The sequence below is a fragment of the Sporosarcina oncorhynchi genome, from assembly GCF_033304615.1.
GTDB classification, from domain to species: domain Bacteria; phylum Bacillota; class Bacilli; order Bacillales_A; family Planococcaceae; genus Sporosarcina; species Sporosarcina oncorhynchi.
Map to the genome: position 1 here is coordinate 138,861 of NZ_CP129118.1, position 14,197 is coordinate 153,057.

Genomic DNA, 14,197 nt, shown 5'->3' on the forward strand with positions numbered 1-14,197 from the left:
TTGATTATCTCATATATTGCGATGGGTTGCTATGTGGAGGAGAAGATAAATGTATTAAATAGTTTACTAATAAATGCTTTGATAGAGTTCAAAGATCAGACTATCTTTAAATATTACTATAGTTTTCCTTCACTTAACCTTAACTTAACCTTCATTCTATAAACTGGAGATTTGGCATACTAGTAAGAAGCAGTTCAACCCAAAGGAGTGGATCAATCATGTGGCGAACAGTCAAAGCACTTACACTGACAGCATGTATTTTTCTGCTAGGTGTTTTTGGATATGCTTCTTCTGCCCATGGTAGTGATTATTCCCCTTTACTGTTGCAAAAAGATACACAGAGTATTGATGTATACAGTTCGCTTTATTTGATAAAAGATCTGGAAAAGACTATGACGATTGATGGAGTGGCGGCAGATGAAAATGTCAGTGCGTTCATTCCAGCGGAAGAATTGGAACAAAAAATGGGCTTTTTCCATACGGCAAAATGGCTTCGGTTTGAAGTTGAAAATGATTCTGATGAGACAGAGTGGCTTTTAGAACTCGCTTTTCCGTTGATCTATGAAATTAGGGTTTATACAAAAAAAGAACTTGGTCTTGAAGAACTATATGTCGGTGGCGCCAATTATCCTTTTCATACAAGGGAAATTAAGCACCGGCATTTCATCTATAAGTTGGATGTACCGCGTGGTGAACGGAAGACGTATTTCATAGGCGTACATAGTACAGGGGATTTACATCCTCCTATTAAGTTGTGGAATGAAGCAGCATTTATTGAAAAGACCCAGCAGGAATTCGTCATTCTTGGAGTGTTCTATGGAATGATCATTATTATGATTTTCTATAATCTATTTCTATTCTTCAGTTTGCGGATGAAGAGTTACCTTTATTATGTATTTGTCATTACGTGTACACTAATCGGCCAAATGTCCATTAACGGCATGCTTTTCCCATATCTATGGCCAAATTCTCCAACATGGAATGCAATGTCGACCCCGTTCTGGGTTAGTTTGGCTTGTGTTTTTATTCTCCTCTTTACGAGAAGCTTCTTGGAAACAAATCGTCATATCCCAGGCTTCAAAAAATTCTCGTGTTTTCTAACTCTGCTGAACGTGTTAGTCATTTTTGCTTTGCCGTTCTCCTTAATCCTAGCATTAAATATGATGTTGTTCAGCACAATCTGTACTTTTACGTCGGTCTTGACAGTGGCCTTCATCAGTTTAAAACGTGGTATACGACAGGCGCGATTCTTTGTGGCTGGATGGATTGTATTTCTAGTTGGCGTTCTGTTGACTATATTTGAGCGGGCTGGCTTGCTTCCATTCATGGTTGTGACAGATTATGCAGGACAAACGGCATTGGTCCTTGAGGTGGCGCTGCTCTCATTAGCATTGGCAGATAAGATCAATATTCTGCGTGATGAGAAGGATAAAGCGGAACAGAAAGCGTTGGAAAGCGAAGCATTGGAATCAGCCAATCGGGAATTGGAAAAGTTGAATGAAAATCTCCTTGTTATGGGAGAATCCCGCCGCAATCTACTTGCAAATATCGCGCATGAACTGGCTACACCAGTTACGCTGTTCGACAGCTATATACAAGCGTTGCAAGAAGGCATCGTCAGTTTAGATAATGCACACTTCACTAACCTTGTCGCCGATAAAATAAATGTATTGAATCGGTTGATCAATGACTTATCGGATTTGTCGAATTTAGAGGCAGGGCAGGCAAGTATGGCGTTCGTGGATATCGATGCAGGAATTTGGTTAGGTCAAATGATTGAGAGATTTCGCTTTGAAATAGAGCAGCTTGATAGGGGCTTTACAAGTGACTGTGAAACAGGCTCGCTGAACAATTATCAGTGCAAAATCGATCGGGATCGGATGCACCAAGTTTTTTCCAATCTGATCCGGAATGCTGTCAAGTTCACTTCCAAGGAAAAAGGTATGATCTCAGTGACCGCTCATCTGGATGAAAAACATCGTTTGCTCGTTATCCAGATGAAGGATAACGGTATCGGCATAAAAGAAGAAGACTTATCCTCCATCTTCGAGAGGCTCTACACAGATTCCACCGGTTCTGCAAATGGGAACGGGAGGGGACTGGGCCTTGCGATTGTAAGGGAGATCATCCATGCACATCAAGGAAGGATTACCGTGGAAAGCGAGTTCGGCAAAGGCACGATTTTTTCAATTGCACTTCCCGTTATGCCGAGGGCGGGTCATTTGAAATGACCGCTGACTTGGGAAAGTAAATTGTTTATGGAAATAACGAATTAACGAATCATGCGTCCGGTTTGGCTTTGTGGTAGACGGGATAATGAATGAAGGGATAAAAAGAGGCCATACTTCCGCTACTATCTTAGTAGGGAAATATGGTCTCTTCGCTTTTCTTCTTCTCCATAGGCTGAAGAAGTAGCTGTCCGTTTTATGTGTCCCGATCCATATTTTCACTATGAAATTATCTGAAACCTATTCCCCCAATTCACTCCCCAATGTTCGGCGGCTGATCCAGCGGCCTTGCAGGGTGAAGATGAGACAGACTGCCAGCAGAAAGAAGCAGGTGACGAAAAGGATTGTTTTATAATCAAACACAATCGCTGTGTCCGTATCGATCAATGCGAGCAATTGTGTAAAGATGACGCCCAAGATGGTGCCGACAGCCAAACCGTAAAGTACAAACGAAAGAACTTGTGTCAAAATAAGTTTAACGAGCCCATTCGGGGTCAGGCCGATCAAGCGTTGAACCGCGTAATCATTCCGTTTTCCATAGATTGTGTGCAATAGCGTCTGAATGACACCTAAACAAGTGGCAGTTATTAAGATGAACATGACTCCTGCAAAGAGGCTCCAGCGCTGAAAGAATAGTTGATCACTTTGAGCTGTAAAGGTTTCATAATCAGAAAACGTCAAGGCTGGCCATTGCTCATGCAAAAATTGCAAAGCGGCCATTGTCTGTTCAATTTCTGCCGTTTGCACCATAATCTCGTCCACCATTAAATGAGCGTTTATCGCAATTGGGGCGGACCAATCAAATAGAATAGGCGTATCAGATTCCGAGGAGCTGATTGTCCCTATGATTTTAACCGGTTCCACTTCTTCCTTGCTTTGCCAATCCAGATTATAGATCGCTGGCTGAAGCACGTCTCCTATAGACAATGAGTGGTCTTCCGCAAACTTCTCTGAAACGATCACTCCATTTTCGATATCTCCATGGATTTCTCTGATCTTTCCTTTTTCAACAAATTTCTTCACATCTATTGCCTGATAGTCTGCTCCTTGCCATAGATTCTCGAGATGAAGTTCCAAGTAGTGGTAGTCACTTCTTGCGTAGGCATACTCAACAGTCGGGAGAGCTTCGATATCCCGTGTGATTTCAGTTGTCAGAGTCGGGTCCAGCAAATCATTATGAATGACTACAGGTGTTTCATATAGAAAATCAATATAAGCTTTTTCATTATGATGGATAGTCTTGAATAGAGCTGTGCCGAAAATCAAAATGACCATCAAGCCGATAATGCTGAGCACAATCGGCATGTTCCGACGGACTTGCGGCATCAGTTGGTTACAAGCCAAATAGGCTTCCTTCCCGAATAGTATCCGAACAGGCTGAAGGATAAGTTTAAGCAATCGGCTGAACAAAAATGGCATCATATAGAGGACGAGCACGCAAATAAGCAAACTTCCGATGACCGTTTGCAACGCGCTTTTCCCATCGTTCTCTTCAAAGACGGATGAAAATAAAATGAGCAGCGCACAAGCCGAAATAAGTCCGAGCACGTATAGTTTCACTTTCGTCAGGCGGGAAGAGGGTTCGTGGTTTTCTTCCTCAATTTGCATGGGCAACAGTTGCATGCTTTTTTGCACTTGCCACTGCATGATGACTTGCAGCAATACAAATGCAATGACAGCAATACTTATCGCCAACCCGAATGGGAACTCTGTATGCGCTTCAGGTAATCTCATCTTTCGGATAAGGAATGGCAGCCATTGATGGATAACGACCATGCTAAGGAGGATGCCTGCTATAACGCCTGATCCGATGATTGCTGACAGTTGGATTTGGACAATCTTTCCGACTTGCTTTGCAGTTGCCCCTAGAGCCCGCAATACCATCAGCTGTTCCCTCAATTTAAAGAACATGAGTTGGAAAGTGGACAGCAATAACACGGCAGCGACGATGAATACGAAAGTTGATAGGACAATCATAAAAATTGCAAGTGCCTGAAAATTGGCTTTCACAAAATCATATTCATTCGTAATATCGATTCGGAATTCGTCGTCTACTTGAATTAACGCATTGCTGATTAGCGAAGGCAAAGCATCTTCCTGTAATTTGAGTAGTGAAAATAAGCCAGCGGCACTAGTATCAGGAAGATCGACCCATTGTTTCACAGTGGCATTCGATAAAATGACTAGTTCAACGTCGGGCACTCCTGGCAGGGGGTCAAGGATTTCTTTGATGATGAATGGAGTATATTCGACATCAATTGTATCCCCGACACTTTTACTGAATAAAGAAGCGATCTTCGCTGAAATGATAACCTCGTTATTCCCTAAATCCGATTCAAAGTGGTAACGACTTTTCACTAGATCGTCATTTTCCGCGCCTATTGTATAAACGGTCGGCAAAATGCCTTCGATCGTAGTGTGTGTCAGGAAGACAGGAGAAGCTTCCGAGATGCCTTCTGTACTGGCAATGCTATTGTATTGTTCAGCTGTAATCCATTTCTGTTGTTCTGGATTAAATCCAACGGTCATTTCCGCATCACCGAACAATGCATGCATTTCAGCATCCATCTGCGCTTTTGCGTTCCAAATATAAACACCCATTGTCGTGATCAGGCAAATGGTGATCGCAATAATGCTGATGCTTGTCATCACTTGTGCCTTGGCAGCGCGGAATAGCTTGAAGGCAATCGCTTTTAGATTGAACATTAGCGCTCACCTCTTGTAATAACCTTGAATTTTGAAAGGATGGCATCTAAATCATCAGTTGTTTTATTGTTTTGATAGGAATCGACGATCATGCCATCGTGGAAAAATAGAACCCGATCTGCGAATGTCGCGACATATGGATCATGCGTGACAAGCAAAATAGTCTGGCCTTCTTGCTGCAAGTCGACAAGCAACTGTAAAATGTCATCTGTCGTATTCACGTCCAGCGATCCCGTCGGCTCATCGGCAAGCAGGATGGGGGGCTTAGTAATAATTGCGCGGGCAATTGCCACCCGCTGTTTTTGTCCCCCTGACAACTCGTGTGGCCGATGCTTCCGCCAGTTAGCGATGCCTAACTGCTTCATCGTTGCTTCGACACGGGTTTTTGTTTCTTTCGTTGGAATGTCATTTAAAATAAGTGGCAGTGCGATATTATCTTCAACAGATAAGTCTTTTAGCAGATGAAAGGATTGGAAGATGAAACCGATATTCTCTTTCCGGAAGTTTGATGATTGTGGTTCCTTATAAATGGAATTAGCCTCTTTTCCAAATAAGAAAATTGTTCCCGTCGTCGGCTCATCAATCGCACTGATCATATTGAGCAGCGTACTCTTTCCAGACCCACTCGTCCCCATGATTGCCACCATTTCACCTTTATAAATAGAGCAGTGAATATTTTTCAATGCTTCAACTTGATGCTCTTTCTGTTTAAATATTTTCGACATGCCTTCAACGCGCAAAATTTCTGTTAACCTCGATTCCGGGACAGGTATTTGATCAATCACCTGCTTCAACGGATTGAACCCATTCATCTATGTACGCCCCTTTCAATTGTTGTCGCAAACGGTGTAACCCCCGCCGGATATTTGTCTTTACAGTACCTTCTGGACAATCCAGAATGAGTGCAATTTCCTTTACGGTAAGATCTTGATAAAAGCGGAGCAATAAGACCGTTTTGTACTTTTCCTCCAGCCTTCTTAACGCTTCCCATAAATCCAACTGTTCATCTATATCAGGATTGTTCGATGAAGCATATGTATCTAGCTCGCTTGGATCAGTAGGGTCTGTCTGTTTAGCCTTTTCTATGTAGGTCTTACTGCAATTGATGACAATACGTGTAATCCAAGTGGAGAAGTATTGCGGTTCTCTTAACTTAGGCAAAGCTTCATAGGCACGGATAACAGACTGCTGAAAAATATCAACGGCATCTTCCTCATTTTGAACGTAAACGAACGCAATTCGATATAATTGAGCCTGTAGTGGTTCAAGTAATTCGTAAAAAGCCTTTTCATCACCTGTTTGAGCCTTCATGACAAGGGCACTTTGAATAGTAAGAATGTAGAACACCTCCCTGCTCATTAGACTCTGCAAAACTAGATTTCGATTCACTTTTTAAATAAAGATTTAGAAGTCACATAGAGATCTGAAATCAGCTTTTATTATCGGTTAAAGATTACCTTTTTTCGTAGCAGTCTCGTTTAATCAATATGACGAAATAAGAGCAGAACACCTATCCTCCATCTTCGAGAGACTCTACACAGATTCTACCGGTTCTGCAAATGGAAACGGAAGGGCACTGGGACTGGGACTGGGACTCGCGATTGTGAGGGGAATCATCCATGCTCATCAAGGAAAGATCACTGTAGAAAGCGAGTTCGGCAAAGGCATGACTTTTTCAATTTCTCTTCCGGTTATGCCGAAAACGGGGCATTTTAAATGACCGCTGACTCGATATAATCAACTGTTTGCATCTGACAGGTTAATCGTGTTTAGCAAATTGGTTAGATGGGCTTTAATAAATGTCTGCAAACTGTGGACTTTCTTTGGTATTAGGTTATCATTAAGGAAAGAGAGCTTGCTTAATTTGAAAAAATGGGGGGAAGGACATGTCAGTTTATAAATTGGGTGAGGAACTTAATCTGCGGTTAGTAAGAGGAATAGAACAAGGCTATAGTGACTATGCTGAAGTAAGGAAAGAAAAACGAGAGGAATTACTCGTTAGCGGTGCGTATGCCTGGGTTAAAGGAAATCATATAGAACATCAAGTGGCTAAAGAGCTTCAAGAAATCGGCATCGAATTTAAACAAGAGAAAGCTGGATATACATGGGAGTACCTGAGTTTCAAAGAGCCAAAAGAAAGTAATCTAATCATCATCAAAAATGCGAATGTCATAAAAGGGAAATCAAAAGAACCTGTTTTAGATACTTCCAACACAGAGAATTATTTGGTGAGGTTGTCGAAAATAAATTCAGATATTGATTTTGACGAAGTAAGGGGAACCAAGCAAGGGACGCTTCAATTTCCAAGTTTAGAAATGCAACCAGTATTGACTGAAGCCAAGGACATAGAAGAGCTTCAAAAACAATATAAGCACTTCTATATTTTGACGTATATGATTGACCCCGCCAGCCGAATGTTGATGTCTATAGATTTATGGATGCCTGAGTATAAAAAAGACAGTAAGGTAGAAATGGTAAAAATTGATTCTTTAACAGAATATTTAAATCACACAGGTGCACATATCAATTTAGAAGCTATTCAAGAACTTGTTAATATTCCTGAAGAAGAGTTCTCTGGGACAGCTTCTGAGTTTGACTTTAATTCATTCGAGCAAGAAAAAGAAGAAGATGCATAAACTTTAGTAGAAAAGAGGGCGTATTATGTTTGTTGGGAAAAAATTGACCGACATTCGATTACTCCACGGCTATTCTCGCAACGAGTTGGCGACGTTAGTAAATGTCAGTGAACAATCCATATGGCAGTATGAGAATAATTATAATGGACCTAAACTTGAAGTTGTGAACAAATTCAAAAAGCTGTTTAATGTCAAAACGAAGTACTTTTATGAGGAGAAATCTTGTAAAACAGATTTTGATCCAAGTTTATTAGCCTATCGATCGAAAGAGATAAACAGTATTGTGAAAACAAGATATGAAGCCACGCATTTAGAATTTATAGATGGATTCATAAACCTATTAGAAGGGTACATAGCGTACCCTGAAAATAGACTTCTAATCATTCGGGATTATTGTATCCGATTTATCGGAGAGACTTCTGAACATATGGACAGAACAGAGGTTATTAGACATATCGCTGAATATGCCAGAAAAGAATTGGGACTCAGCGATGATAATAAAAAGCTTTTATTTGTCCTCGAAAAAAACGGTGTTTTTGTCCTGGAAAAGCATCTAGATGAAGATATTGATGCATACAGCACATGGAGCAAAAATGATAAACCGTTTATCATTTTGGGAACTGCAAAAAAGTCCTTTGTAAGGAGGAATTTCAATCTTGCCCATGAACTTGGCCATCTTTTGCTTCATTATAAAATGGAGTTAAGCGAGTTGACCAAGTCTGAATATAAAAAAGTCGAAGCGGAAGCACATGACTTTGCATCCTACTTCCTTATGCCCGAAAAAGAATTCACTAAAGACATACAACAGATTAAAAGACTTTCCAATCCAAACGCCTATATTGATTTAAAGGAAAAGTGGTCGGTATCTATTAGTGCAATGGCCCACTATGCACGCAAGTTAGGCTATCTGACGTATGAACAACATAGGTACTTTTATGCTTCCTTAAATCGTTATAATTATTCGTACATTGAACCATTAGATGACAAGATAAAAGTTATTCGACCAGGTAAAGTCAAAAGTTCCTTAGAGTTTTTATTTGATAATAAAATTATCACGCTTGAAGATCTCATCACTATTACGAATTATAACGAAAAGCTGATTGCCAAAATATTGGGTTTGAATGAAAGTCTTCTCTCTTCTTACTTGAAGGAACCTACTTTTTATGGTGTCAGTTATATTAGAGAAAGAAAGATTTGAAAAAAGTCCGAGTCACTTTAATTCACTTCTACGTCAAGTTGATAAATTATTATAAACCCTCTAAAAATAATTCTTTGTCCGTTGATTGTTCCAGCGTCCTATCCGATCCGTCCTGATATTGGTCGGTTGGAAATAGGATAAAGTAGCCGTCTTAAGATGGGAATCAGTGGATAAAGCTGTATAATTAAATACATACAGCCCGCGTGTGCAAATTGCTGCAAAGTGCCGGTGAACTACACAGTTTTGCATAAAAATTGTCTCGGTATTTGGAAGAGCAGTCACACATCCACCGCTATATGCAACAAAGGGATAGGGAAGACCGGCGTTTTCGCATGAAAATGCAAGATCGACTTTTTGCCGGCATCCTTGCTGTGGAGGATTTACGATATTCGTATACAGTTTCCTGAATGAGCATAGTGAGCTCATGTACATATCAGGTGCTGTGCTGATCTTGTCTTACTGGAGATATTATCGACTAGGCAGATGACTGGAAATTTGGATAGGAAAAAGCAGAGACGTTTACAAATCTCTGCTTTTTCTTAAGCGTAAATATAAAACAGGTATTCCTGTCCGTTCTTAACAGGATCTTGTGCGAATGTGTAGCCATGCGCAATCGCTTCTTCCGGGACATTGCGGAAGGAGCCTGGGCAATCGGTGATCACTTGTAAAAGTTCCCCTTTGTTCATCCCCTGAAGTGCCTCTAATGTGTAGATGACGGGGTAGGGACAGGATTCTCCGCGCAAATCAAGTGTGAAATCGGCTTCGTGTTCAGCTTGCATGTGTTCTCACTCCTCTCTTCATCGTCAATTTACGGTGATAGCGTTTTTCCTGCCAAATGGTAAATGCGTAAAGTATGCCGAGCATAGCGAGTGTTGCAATAATCGCGCCGACTGGGCCGATGGAATCCAACAAGTTGATCTTCGTTCCGCTTTTTGCCAATACATCATACACACCTAAATGATCCCATGCATAAGCAAGGAAAGTGGCACCGATAATATTGCCGGCGAAAACAGGCAAGAAGAGGACCTGGCCTTCCATCAGACGATACATCATTCCCGTTTCACAACCTGACGCCATAACAATCCCAAGTCCGAACAGTACACCACCGACAAACGTGCTCAATGCAGCGATTTGCGTGATTGGCGTCAAGTCATATACGGATATAATGATGACAGTTATGATGGAACTGATAGCCATCCCGACAATGATTGCTTTTGCCATGACGCTGCGTCCTACAAGGAACAGGTCACGGAAGGCTGAAGTGAAACAAATTTGTCCGCGTTCAATCAGAATGCCGAATGCGAGTCCAAATAATGCACCGAAACCAAGCAGTTTTTGACCGGTTGCAAAGAAGTAAATCGTAAGACTGAGATAGGCAATCGCAAGTGCACTGCCGACATAAGGCTGAATAATGCGCTTCTTAATTGTAGAAGGCTTCGCAGCACCTTTTGTTAACGTAGGACGCCCTTTCCACCAGCGCGTCTTCGTCAGTTTTGCACCGAAATACGTGCCAATTCCAGTTGCGACGATGAAAATCCATGAGTGGAATGAGAACTGCGGCACGCCTGTGAAGAATGCAGCCAAGTTGCATCCAAGTGCTAAACGCGCACCGAACCCGGCGATGATACCGCCGACAAGTCCTTGGACGTAACGGCGTTTCTGTTGGGGACGCCGAATCTTGAAATTATTACTGAGTAACACCATAATTAGTGCACCCGCAAACATACCCCAGACAATCCAGCCATCGGGACGGTTCCAAGTCGAACCTTGCAGATGGACCATGTCATAATATTGCCAACCGGAAATATTAACACCGAACAGTTTTAAAATATCTCCTCCAAGACGGGTGAATTCGCCAGTAACTGCCCAAACCGTTGAAGTCAGGCCAAAGTATAGAGCGCTGAGGATCCCTGCAATCAATAATACGACATAGGGGTTCCAATAGCGTTGAAAAATAGGTTGAATGATTGTTTTCATTTTTAACTGCTCCTCATCTAAAGTACTTTTCTATTTTAGACCTAAGGAGTGAGAAAGCAAGGCTTTACCGGAAGAAAAAATAACGACCTCATCAATCATACATAATATCGTTACTTATTAAACATGATTCCTATTTAATTCCCCGGGGAACGTTCATCCAAATACCGGTATAACGTAGACTTGCTAATACCGGTTGCTTCTTTAATTTCAAAAAGTGAATATTTCTTACTGTCGTACATCGTGAACGCACGTTGTAGGTTTTCATCCGATTTTCGTGGGCGGCCAATCGATTTGCCTTGCTCTTTGGCTTCTTGCAAAGTGAATGTGGAAGAGTGGCTGAAAAGTGTTGATTGGATTGTCATGAAAAACGTAACGCTTTGTTGCAATGTAAAGTTCATAATCGATTGATTCGTCAATTGTTCATCAATGAAATGAATGACGATCTTATCGCGTTCGGCAAGCCGAAGTGCATCGAGTAGCTGTTGCATGGAATCGGCGAGAACTTCGATGTTTTGAAAGTATAGTTCATCATTTATTTGTGCGTTCATAAATAACTGCTCAAGTTCCGTTCGTTTCTTGGCAAGTCCATGGGATTCAGTAAATATTTTATCTAGAATAAGTCCTTGTAATTGAGCCGTGCCTGACTGGTCCTTTACAGTCGGACGGATGTATCCATAGTTCATTTTATTCACCTCGGAGTTCCCAAAACTATTCACTTCTGGGATTTAAAATGATATGCTATTAACATTCTATCATTGGGTATAGCTATTTGTAAGCTTAGTCATGAGGGGGGCTCTTTAGGAATATGTATAGTTTAAAACAACAATGGTTTGGGAATGTGTGCGCGGACCTGTTGGCGGGTATCGTTGTAGGACTAGCCCTCATTCCTGAAGCATTGGCTTTTGCATTTATTGTGGGCGTTGATCCGCGTGTTGCGTTATATGCGTCATTTACGATAGCCGTCATTACATCATTTGTAGGCGGTCGGCCAGGGTTGATTTCGGCGGCGACCGGAGCGATGGCGTTAGTGCTAGTCAGTTTGATGGCAGATCACGGATTGCAATATGTACTTGCTGCAACGATTTTGACAGGGATTATTCAACTTATTCTCGGCGGACTTGGGGTCGCGAATCTGATGCGCTTTATACCCAATTCTGTCATGCTCGGGTTCGTAAATGCGTTAGGGATCATGATTTTCATGTCTCAAGTGGGCTATTGGTTCGGGTCTACAACGACGGCATTTTTATTTGCAATGATTACATTAATTTTAGTATATGCGATTCCGCGCTTTTTCACTGCCATTCCTGCACCGCTAATAGCAATTGTTGTGATGACAGCGATTGCGTTGTTCAGCGGTGTGAAAATGCAGACAATCGGGGATTTAGGGACGATGCCGAATTCATTGCCAACATTTTTCTTCCCGGATATCCCGTTGAACTTCGAAACGTTGAAGATTATCTTGCCGTATTCGTTGGCACTATCCATTGTCGGTTTACTAGAATCATTACTGACATCACAAGTGCTTGACGATATGACAGATACGCCGAGCAATAAAAACCGTGAAGCACGCGGGCAAGGGATTGCCAATGCCATTACAGGATTTTTTGGTGGTATGGCAGGTTGTGCACTAATCGGACAATCCATTATTAATATCAAATCAGGCGGTCGCGGACGTTTATCGACATTGACAGCAGGTGTGTTTTTAATGTTCTTGATCATTGTACTAGGTGATCTTGTGACAAAGATTCCGATGCCGGTTCTTGCAGGGGTCATGATTATGGTTAGTATGACGACATTCAACTGGGGTTCGTTCAAGTTCATGAAACAGGCACCGAGAACAGAGTCACTTGTCATGCTTACTACGGTCGTCATTATTTTATACACACATAATCTCGCGATTGGCGTTGTAGTTGGTGTGATTTTAAGTGCGTTGTTTTTCGTCGCGAAAATCTCGCGCGTGACTGTAACGAGTCGTGAAGGGGAATACAAAATCAAAGGACCATTATTCTTCGCTTCCACAACAAAGTTCATTCAATCATTTGAAAAAATGACCGAGAAGGATATCATCATTAATTTTGAAGATAGCCAGCTGTGGGATGAATCTGCGGTAGGGGCAATTTTCAAAGTAGTTCAGAAACTTGAGGGAAAAGGTGTGAAGGTGAAAATTGTAGGATTAAATTCTTCAAGTGAACAATTATACGAAAAGTTACTTTGAAATGACAATCAGGGAGGAATCTATATGAAGATAGCTGTAGCGATTGATGGGTCTGAAAACGCGTTGCGTGCGGCCAAACATGCCATACAACTTGCGCAACTTGTACCGGAAGCCCATTTGAACATCATCTATGTAGCGGACTACAGCAAGGCAAAAGATGAGCGTTTGTTAGCGCAAAGTCCGGAAAGCCTTTCATTGAAAAGGGAGCAGAAAGTGCATCCTATTCTTGAACTCGCAACAAAAGCGGGTGTGAAGGCGGATATTACAATGTTGAAAGGTAATCCTAGCCTTGAAATCATTAAATATGTAAATGATAATGATATCGACCAGCTCGTCATCGGCAGCCGCGGGCTAAGCACATTCCAGGAAATGGTGCTCGGCAGCGTCAGCCACAAAGTGATGAAGCATGTGGATTGTCCAGTGACGGTTGTGAAGTAAGTCATCTGTTCAGACGGTGCAGTAGTGTGTGGTCCACGGAGAGACGGAATACGGTTTATTAGACAATTCTTTTGTTTATGAAAAGCCTTTGATTAATCTAACTTCAATAACAAAAGAACGTCTTCTTTAGATAAAAGAGACGTTCTTTATATTTTATAAATATCTCCGCGGCTTCCAATTTTCAAAATAAGAACGATAACTTCACCTTGATTAATTTCGAAAATTATTCTTAAGTCGCCAACACGTTTTCGAAACAAATTTGTATAACCCTTCAATCGTTTCACATGAGGGTCAGAAAAAGGAGATTCCGCCAATTCCGTCAAAGCATTTATTAACCTTCTGCGAGTTAGCTCATCTGCCTTTTTGATGTACTTGACTGCTTGCTTGTCGATTTTCAGGTCATACATCGTGATAGTCCTCCAAAAGTTCATCTAGTTTGACGAACTCACCGTTTTTAACCCGTTCCATAGCTTCTGCTAACTCTTGTTTCGTTATCTCGTTCAATTCCATTTCCTCTTCATCGAACAAATGACGAAAAAGTTCACCGAGGCGAGGAAGTTTTCCTTCTGGCAATTCATCCACTAATCTATGCAAATCATTGCGATCCATCATCCTAATCACCGCCTTTTTACATAATTATAGCACAGTTAATAAAGAACTCTGATTATCGGTGCGTGTTCATAGCGCAAGTTTTGTGTTGTGGTTCTACCCACCGAGATCACTTAAGTGTCTGCTTCATAATTCTAAAACAAAAAGAATAAACCGCTAATTCGCATAGAATTAGCGGCCTTTCAAATAT

At 41.4% G+C, this 14,197-nt stretch carries 14 protein-coding genes; 6 read left to right on the top strand and 8 right to left on the bottom strand.

Annotated features, from left to right (window positions below):
- Positions 1-218: 218 nt before the first annotated feature.
- Positions 219-2,231 carry a sensor histidine kinase gene (locus tag QWT69_RS00700; protein ID WP_317968008.1) on the top strand — a complete coding sequence of 671 codons (2,013 nt, stop codon included), beginning with the start codon at positions 219-221 and terminating at the stop codon, positions 2,229-2,231.
- A 237-nt stretch (positions 2,232-2,468) separates the two neighbouring features.
- Here QWT69_RS00700 and QWT69_RS00705 read toward each other — a convergent pair whose 3' ends face one another.
- From QWT69_RS00705 to QWT69_RS00715, 3 genes are read right to left on the bottom strand one after another with little or no spacing between them, the layout of a single operon-like run.
- Positions 2,469-4,934: an ABC transporter permease gene (locus QWT69_RS00705; RefSeq protein WP_317968010.1), complete on the bottom strand. Its 2,466-nt coding sequence runs from the start codon at positions 4,932-4,934 to the stop codon at positions 2,469-2,471.
- Positions 4,934-5,659, bottom strand: coding sequence for an ABC transporter ATP-binding protein (locus QWT69_RS00710; protein WP_431312329.1), 726 nt, complete (start codon positions 5,657-5,659; stop codon positions 4,934-4,936). Before QWT69_RS00710 ends, QWT69_RS00705 begins: the two co-directional genes overlap by 1 nt.
- 52 nt (positions 5,660-5,711) lie before the next feature.
- Positions 5,712-6,245: a sigma-70 family RNA polymerase sigma factor gene (locus tag QWT69_RS00715; protein WP_317968014.1), complete on the bottom strand. Its 534-nt coding sequence runs from the start codon at positions 6,243-6,245 to the stop codon at positions 5,712-5,714.
- Between the two features lie 208 nt (positions 6,246-6,453).
- On the opposite strand from QWT69_RS00715, the gene QWT69_RS00720 reads away from it, so the two are divergent.
- From QWT69_RS00720 to QWT69_RS00730, 3 genes are all read left to right on the top strand, one after another.
- On the top strand, positions 6,454-6,654 hold the full coding sequence (locus QWT69_RS00720; RefSeq protein ID WP_431312330.1) for an ATP-binding protein: 201 nt from the start codon (positions 6,454-6,456) through the stop codon (positions 6,652-6,654).
- A gap of 166 nt (positions 6,655-6,820) precedes the next feature.
- Positions 6,821-7,570, top strand: a complete 750-nt coding sequence (locus tag QWT69_RS00725; protein ID WP_317968016.1) for a spr1630 family ClpXP-sensitive toxin — start codon at positions 6,821-6,823, stop codon at positions 7,568-7,570.
- Between the two features lie 25 nt (positions 7,571-7,595).
- The gene (locus QWT69_RS00730) at positions 7,596-8,768 is read left to right on the top strand and encodes a spr1629 family repressor/antitoxin (RefSeq protein WP_317968018.1); all 1,173 of its coding nucleotides are present in this window, start codon (positions 7,596-7,598) and stop codon (positions 8,766-8,768) included.
- 539 nt (positions 8,769-9,307) lie between these two features.
- On the opposite strand, the gene yedF is transcribed toward QWT69_RS00730, so the two are convergent.
- The 3 genes from yedF to QWT69_RS00745 all read right to left on the bottom strand — a co-directional run bounded on the left by yedF (position 9,308) and on the right by QWT69_RS00745 (position 11,428).
- A complete protein-coding gene (gene yedF / locus QWT69_RS00735) occupies positions 9,308-9,547 on the bottom strand; it encodes a sulfurtransferase-like selenium metabolism protein YedF (RefSeq protein WP_317968020.1) in 240 nt (79 codons plus the stop codon).
- Entirely contained in the window at positions 9,537-10,745 is a 1,209-nt protein-coding gene (gene yedE / locus QWT69_RS00740) for a selenium metabolism membrane protein YedE/FdhT (protein ID WP_317968022.1), read from the bottom strand. The genes yedF and yedE overlap by 11 nt, the downstream gene beginning before the upstream one ends.
- 134 nt (positions 10,746-10,879) lie before the next feature.
- Positions 10,880-11,428 (bottom strand): helix-turn-helix domain-containing protein, encoded by a 549-nt coding sequence (locus QWT69_RS00745; protein WP_317968024.1) that lies wholly within the window; start codon positions 11,426-11,428, stop codon positions 10,880-10,882.
- 122 nt (positions 11,429-11,550) lie between these two features.
- Between QWT69_RS00745 and QWT69_RS00750 the strand changes: the two genes are divergently transcribed.
- Together QWT69_RS00750 and QWT69_RS00755 are read left to right on the top strand one after the other, a co-directional pair.
- Positions 11,551-12,960 carry a SulP family inorganic anion transporter gene (locus tag QWT69_RS00750; RefSeq protein ID WP_317968026.1) on the top strand — a complete coding sequence of 470 codons (1,410 nt, stop codon included), beginning with the start codon at positions 11,551-11,553 and terminating at the stop codon, positions 12,958-12,960.
- 24 nt (positions 12,961-12,984) lie between these two features.
- Positions 12,985-13,398, top strand: a complete 414-nt coding sequence (locus QWT69_RS00755; protein WP_317968028.1) for a universal stress protein — start codon at positions 12,985-12,987, stop codon at positions 13,396-13,398.
- A gap of 146 nt (positions 13,399-13,544) precedes the next feature.
- On the opposite strand, the gene QWT69_RS00760 is transcribed toward QWT69_RS00755, so the two are convergent.
- Both QWT69_RS00760 and QWT69_RS00765 read right to left on the bottom strand, forming a co-directional pair.
- Positions 13,545-13,805, bottom strand: a complete 261-nt coding sequence (locus QWT69_RS00760) for a type II toxin-antitoxin system RelE family toxin (protein ID WP_317968030.1) — start codon at positions 13,803-13,805, stop codon at positions 13,545-13,547.
- A complete protein-coding gene (locus tag QWT69_RS00765; protein ID WP_317968032.1) occupies positions 13,798-14,010 on the bottom strand; it encodes a hypothetical protein in 213 nt (70 codons plus the stop codon). Before QWT69_RS00765 ends, QWT69_RS00760 begins: the two co-directional genes overlap by 8 nt.
- Between the last annotated feature and the right edge of the window lie 187 nt (positions 14,011-14,197).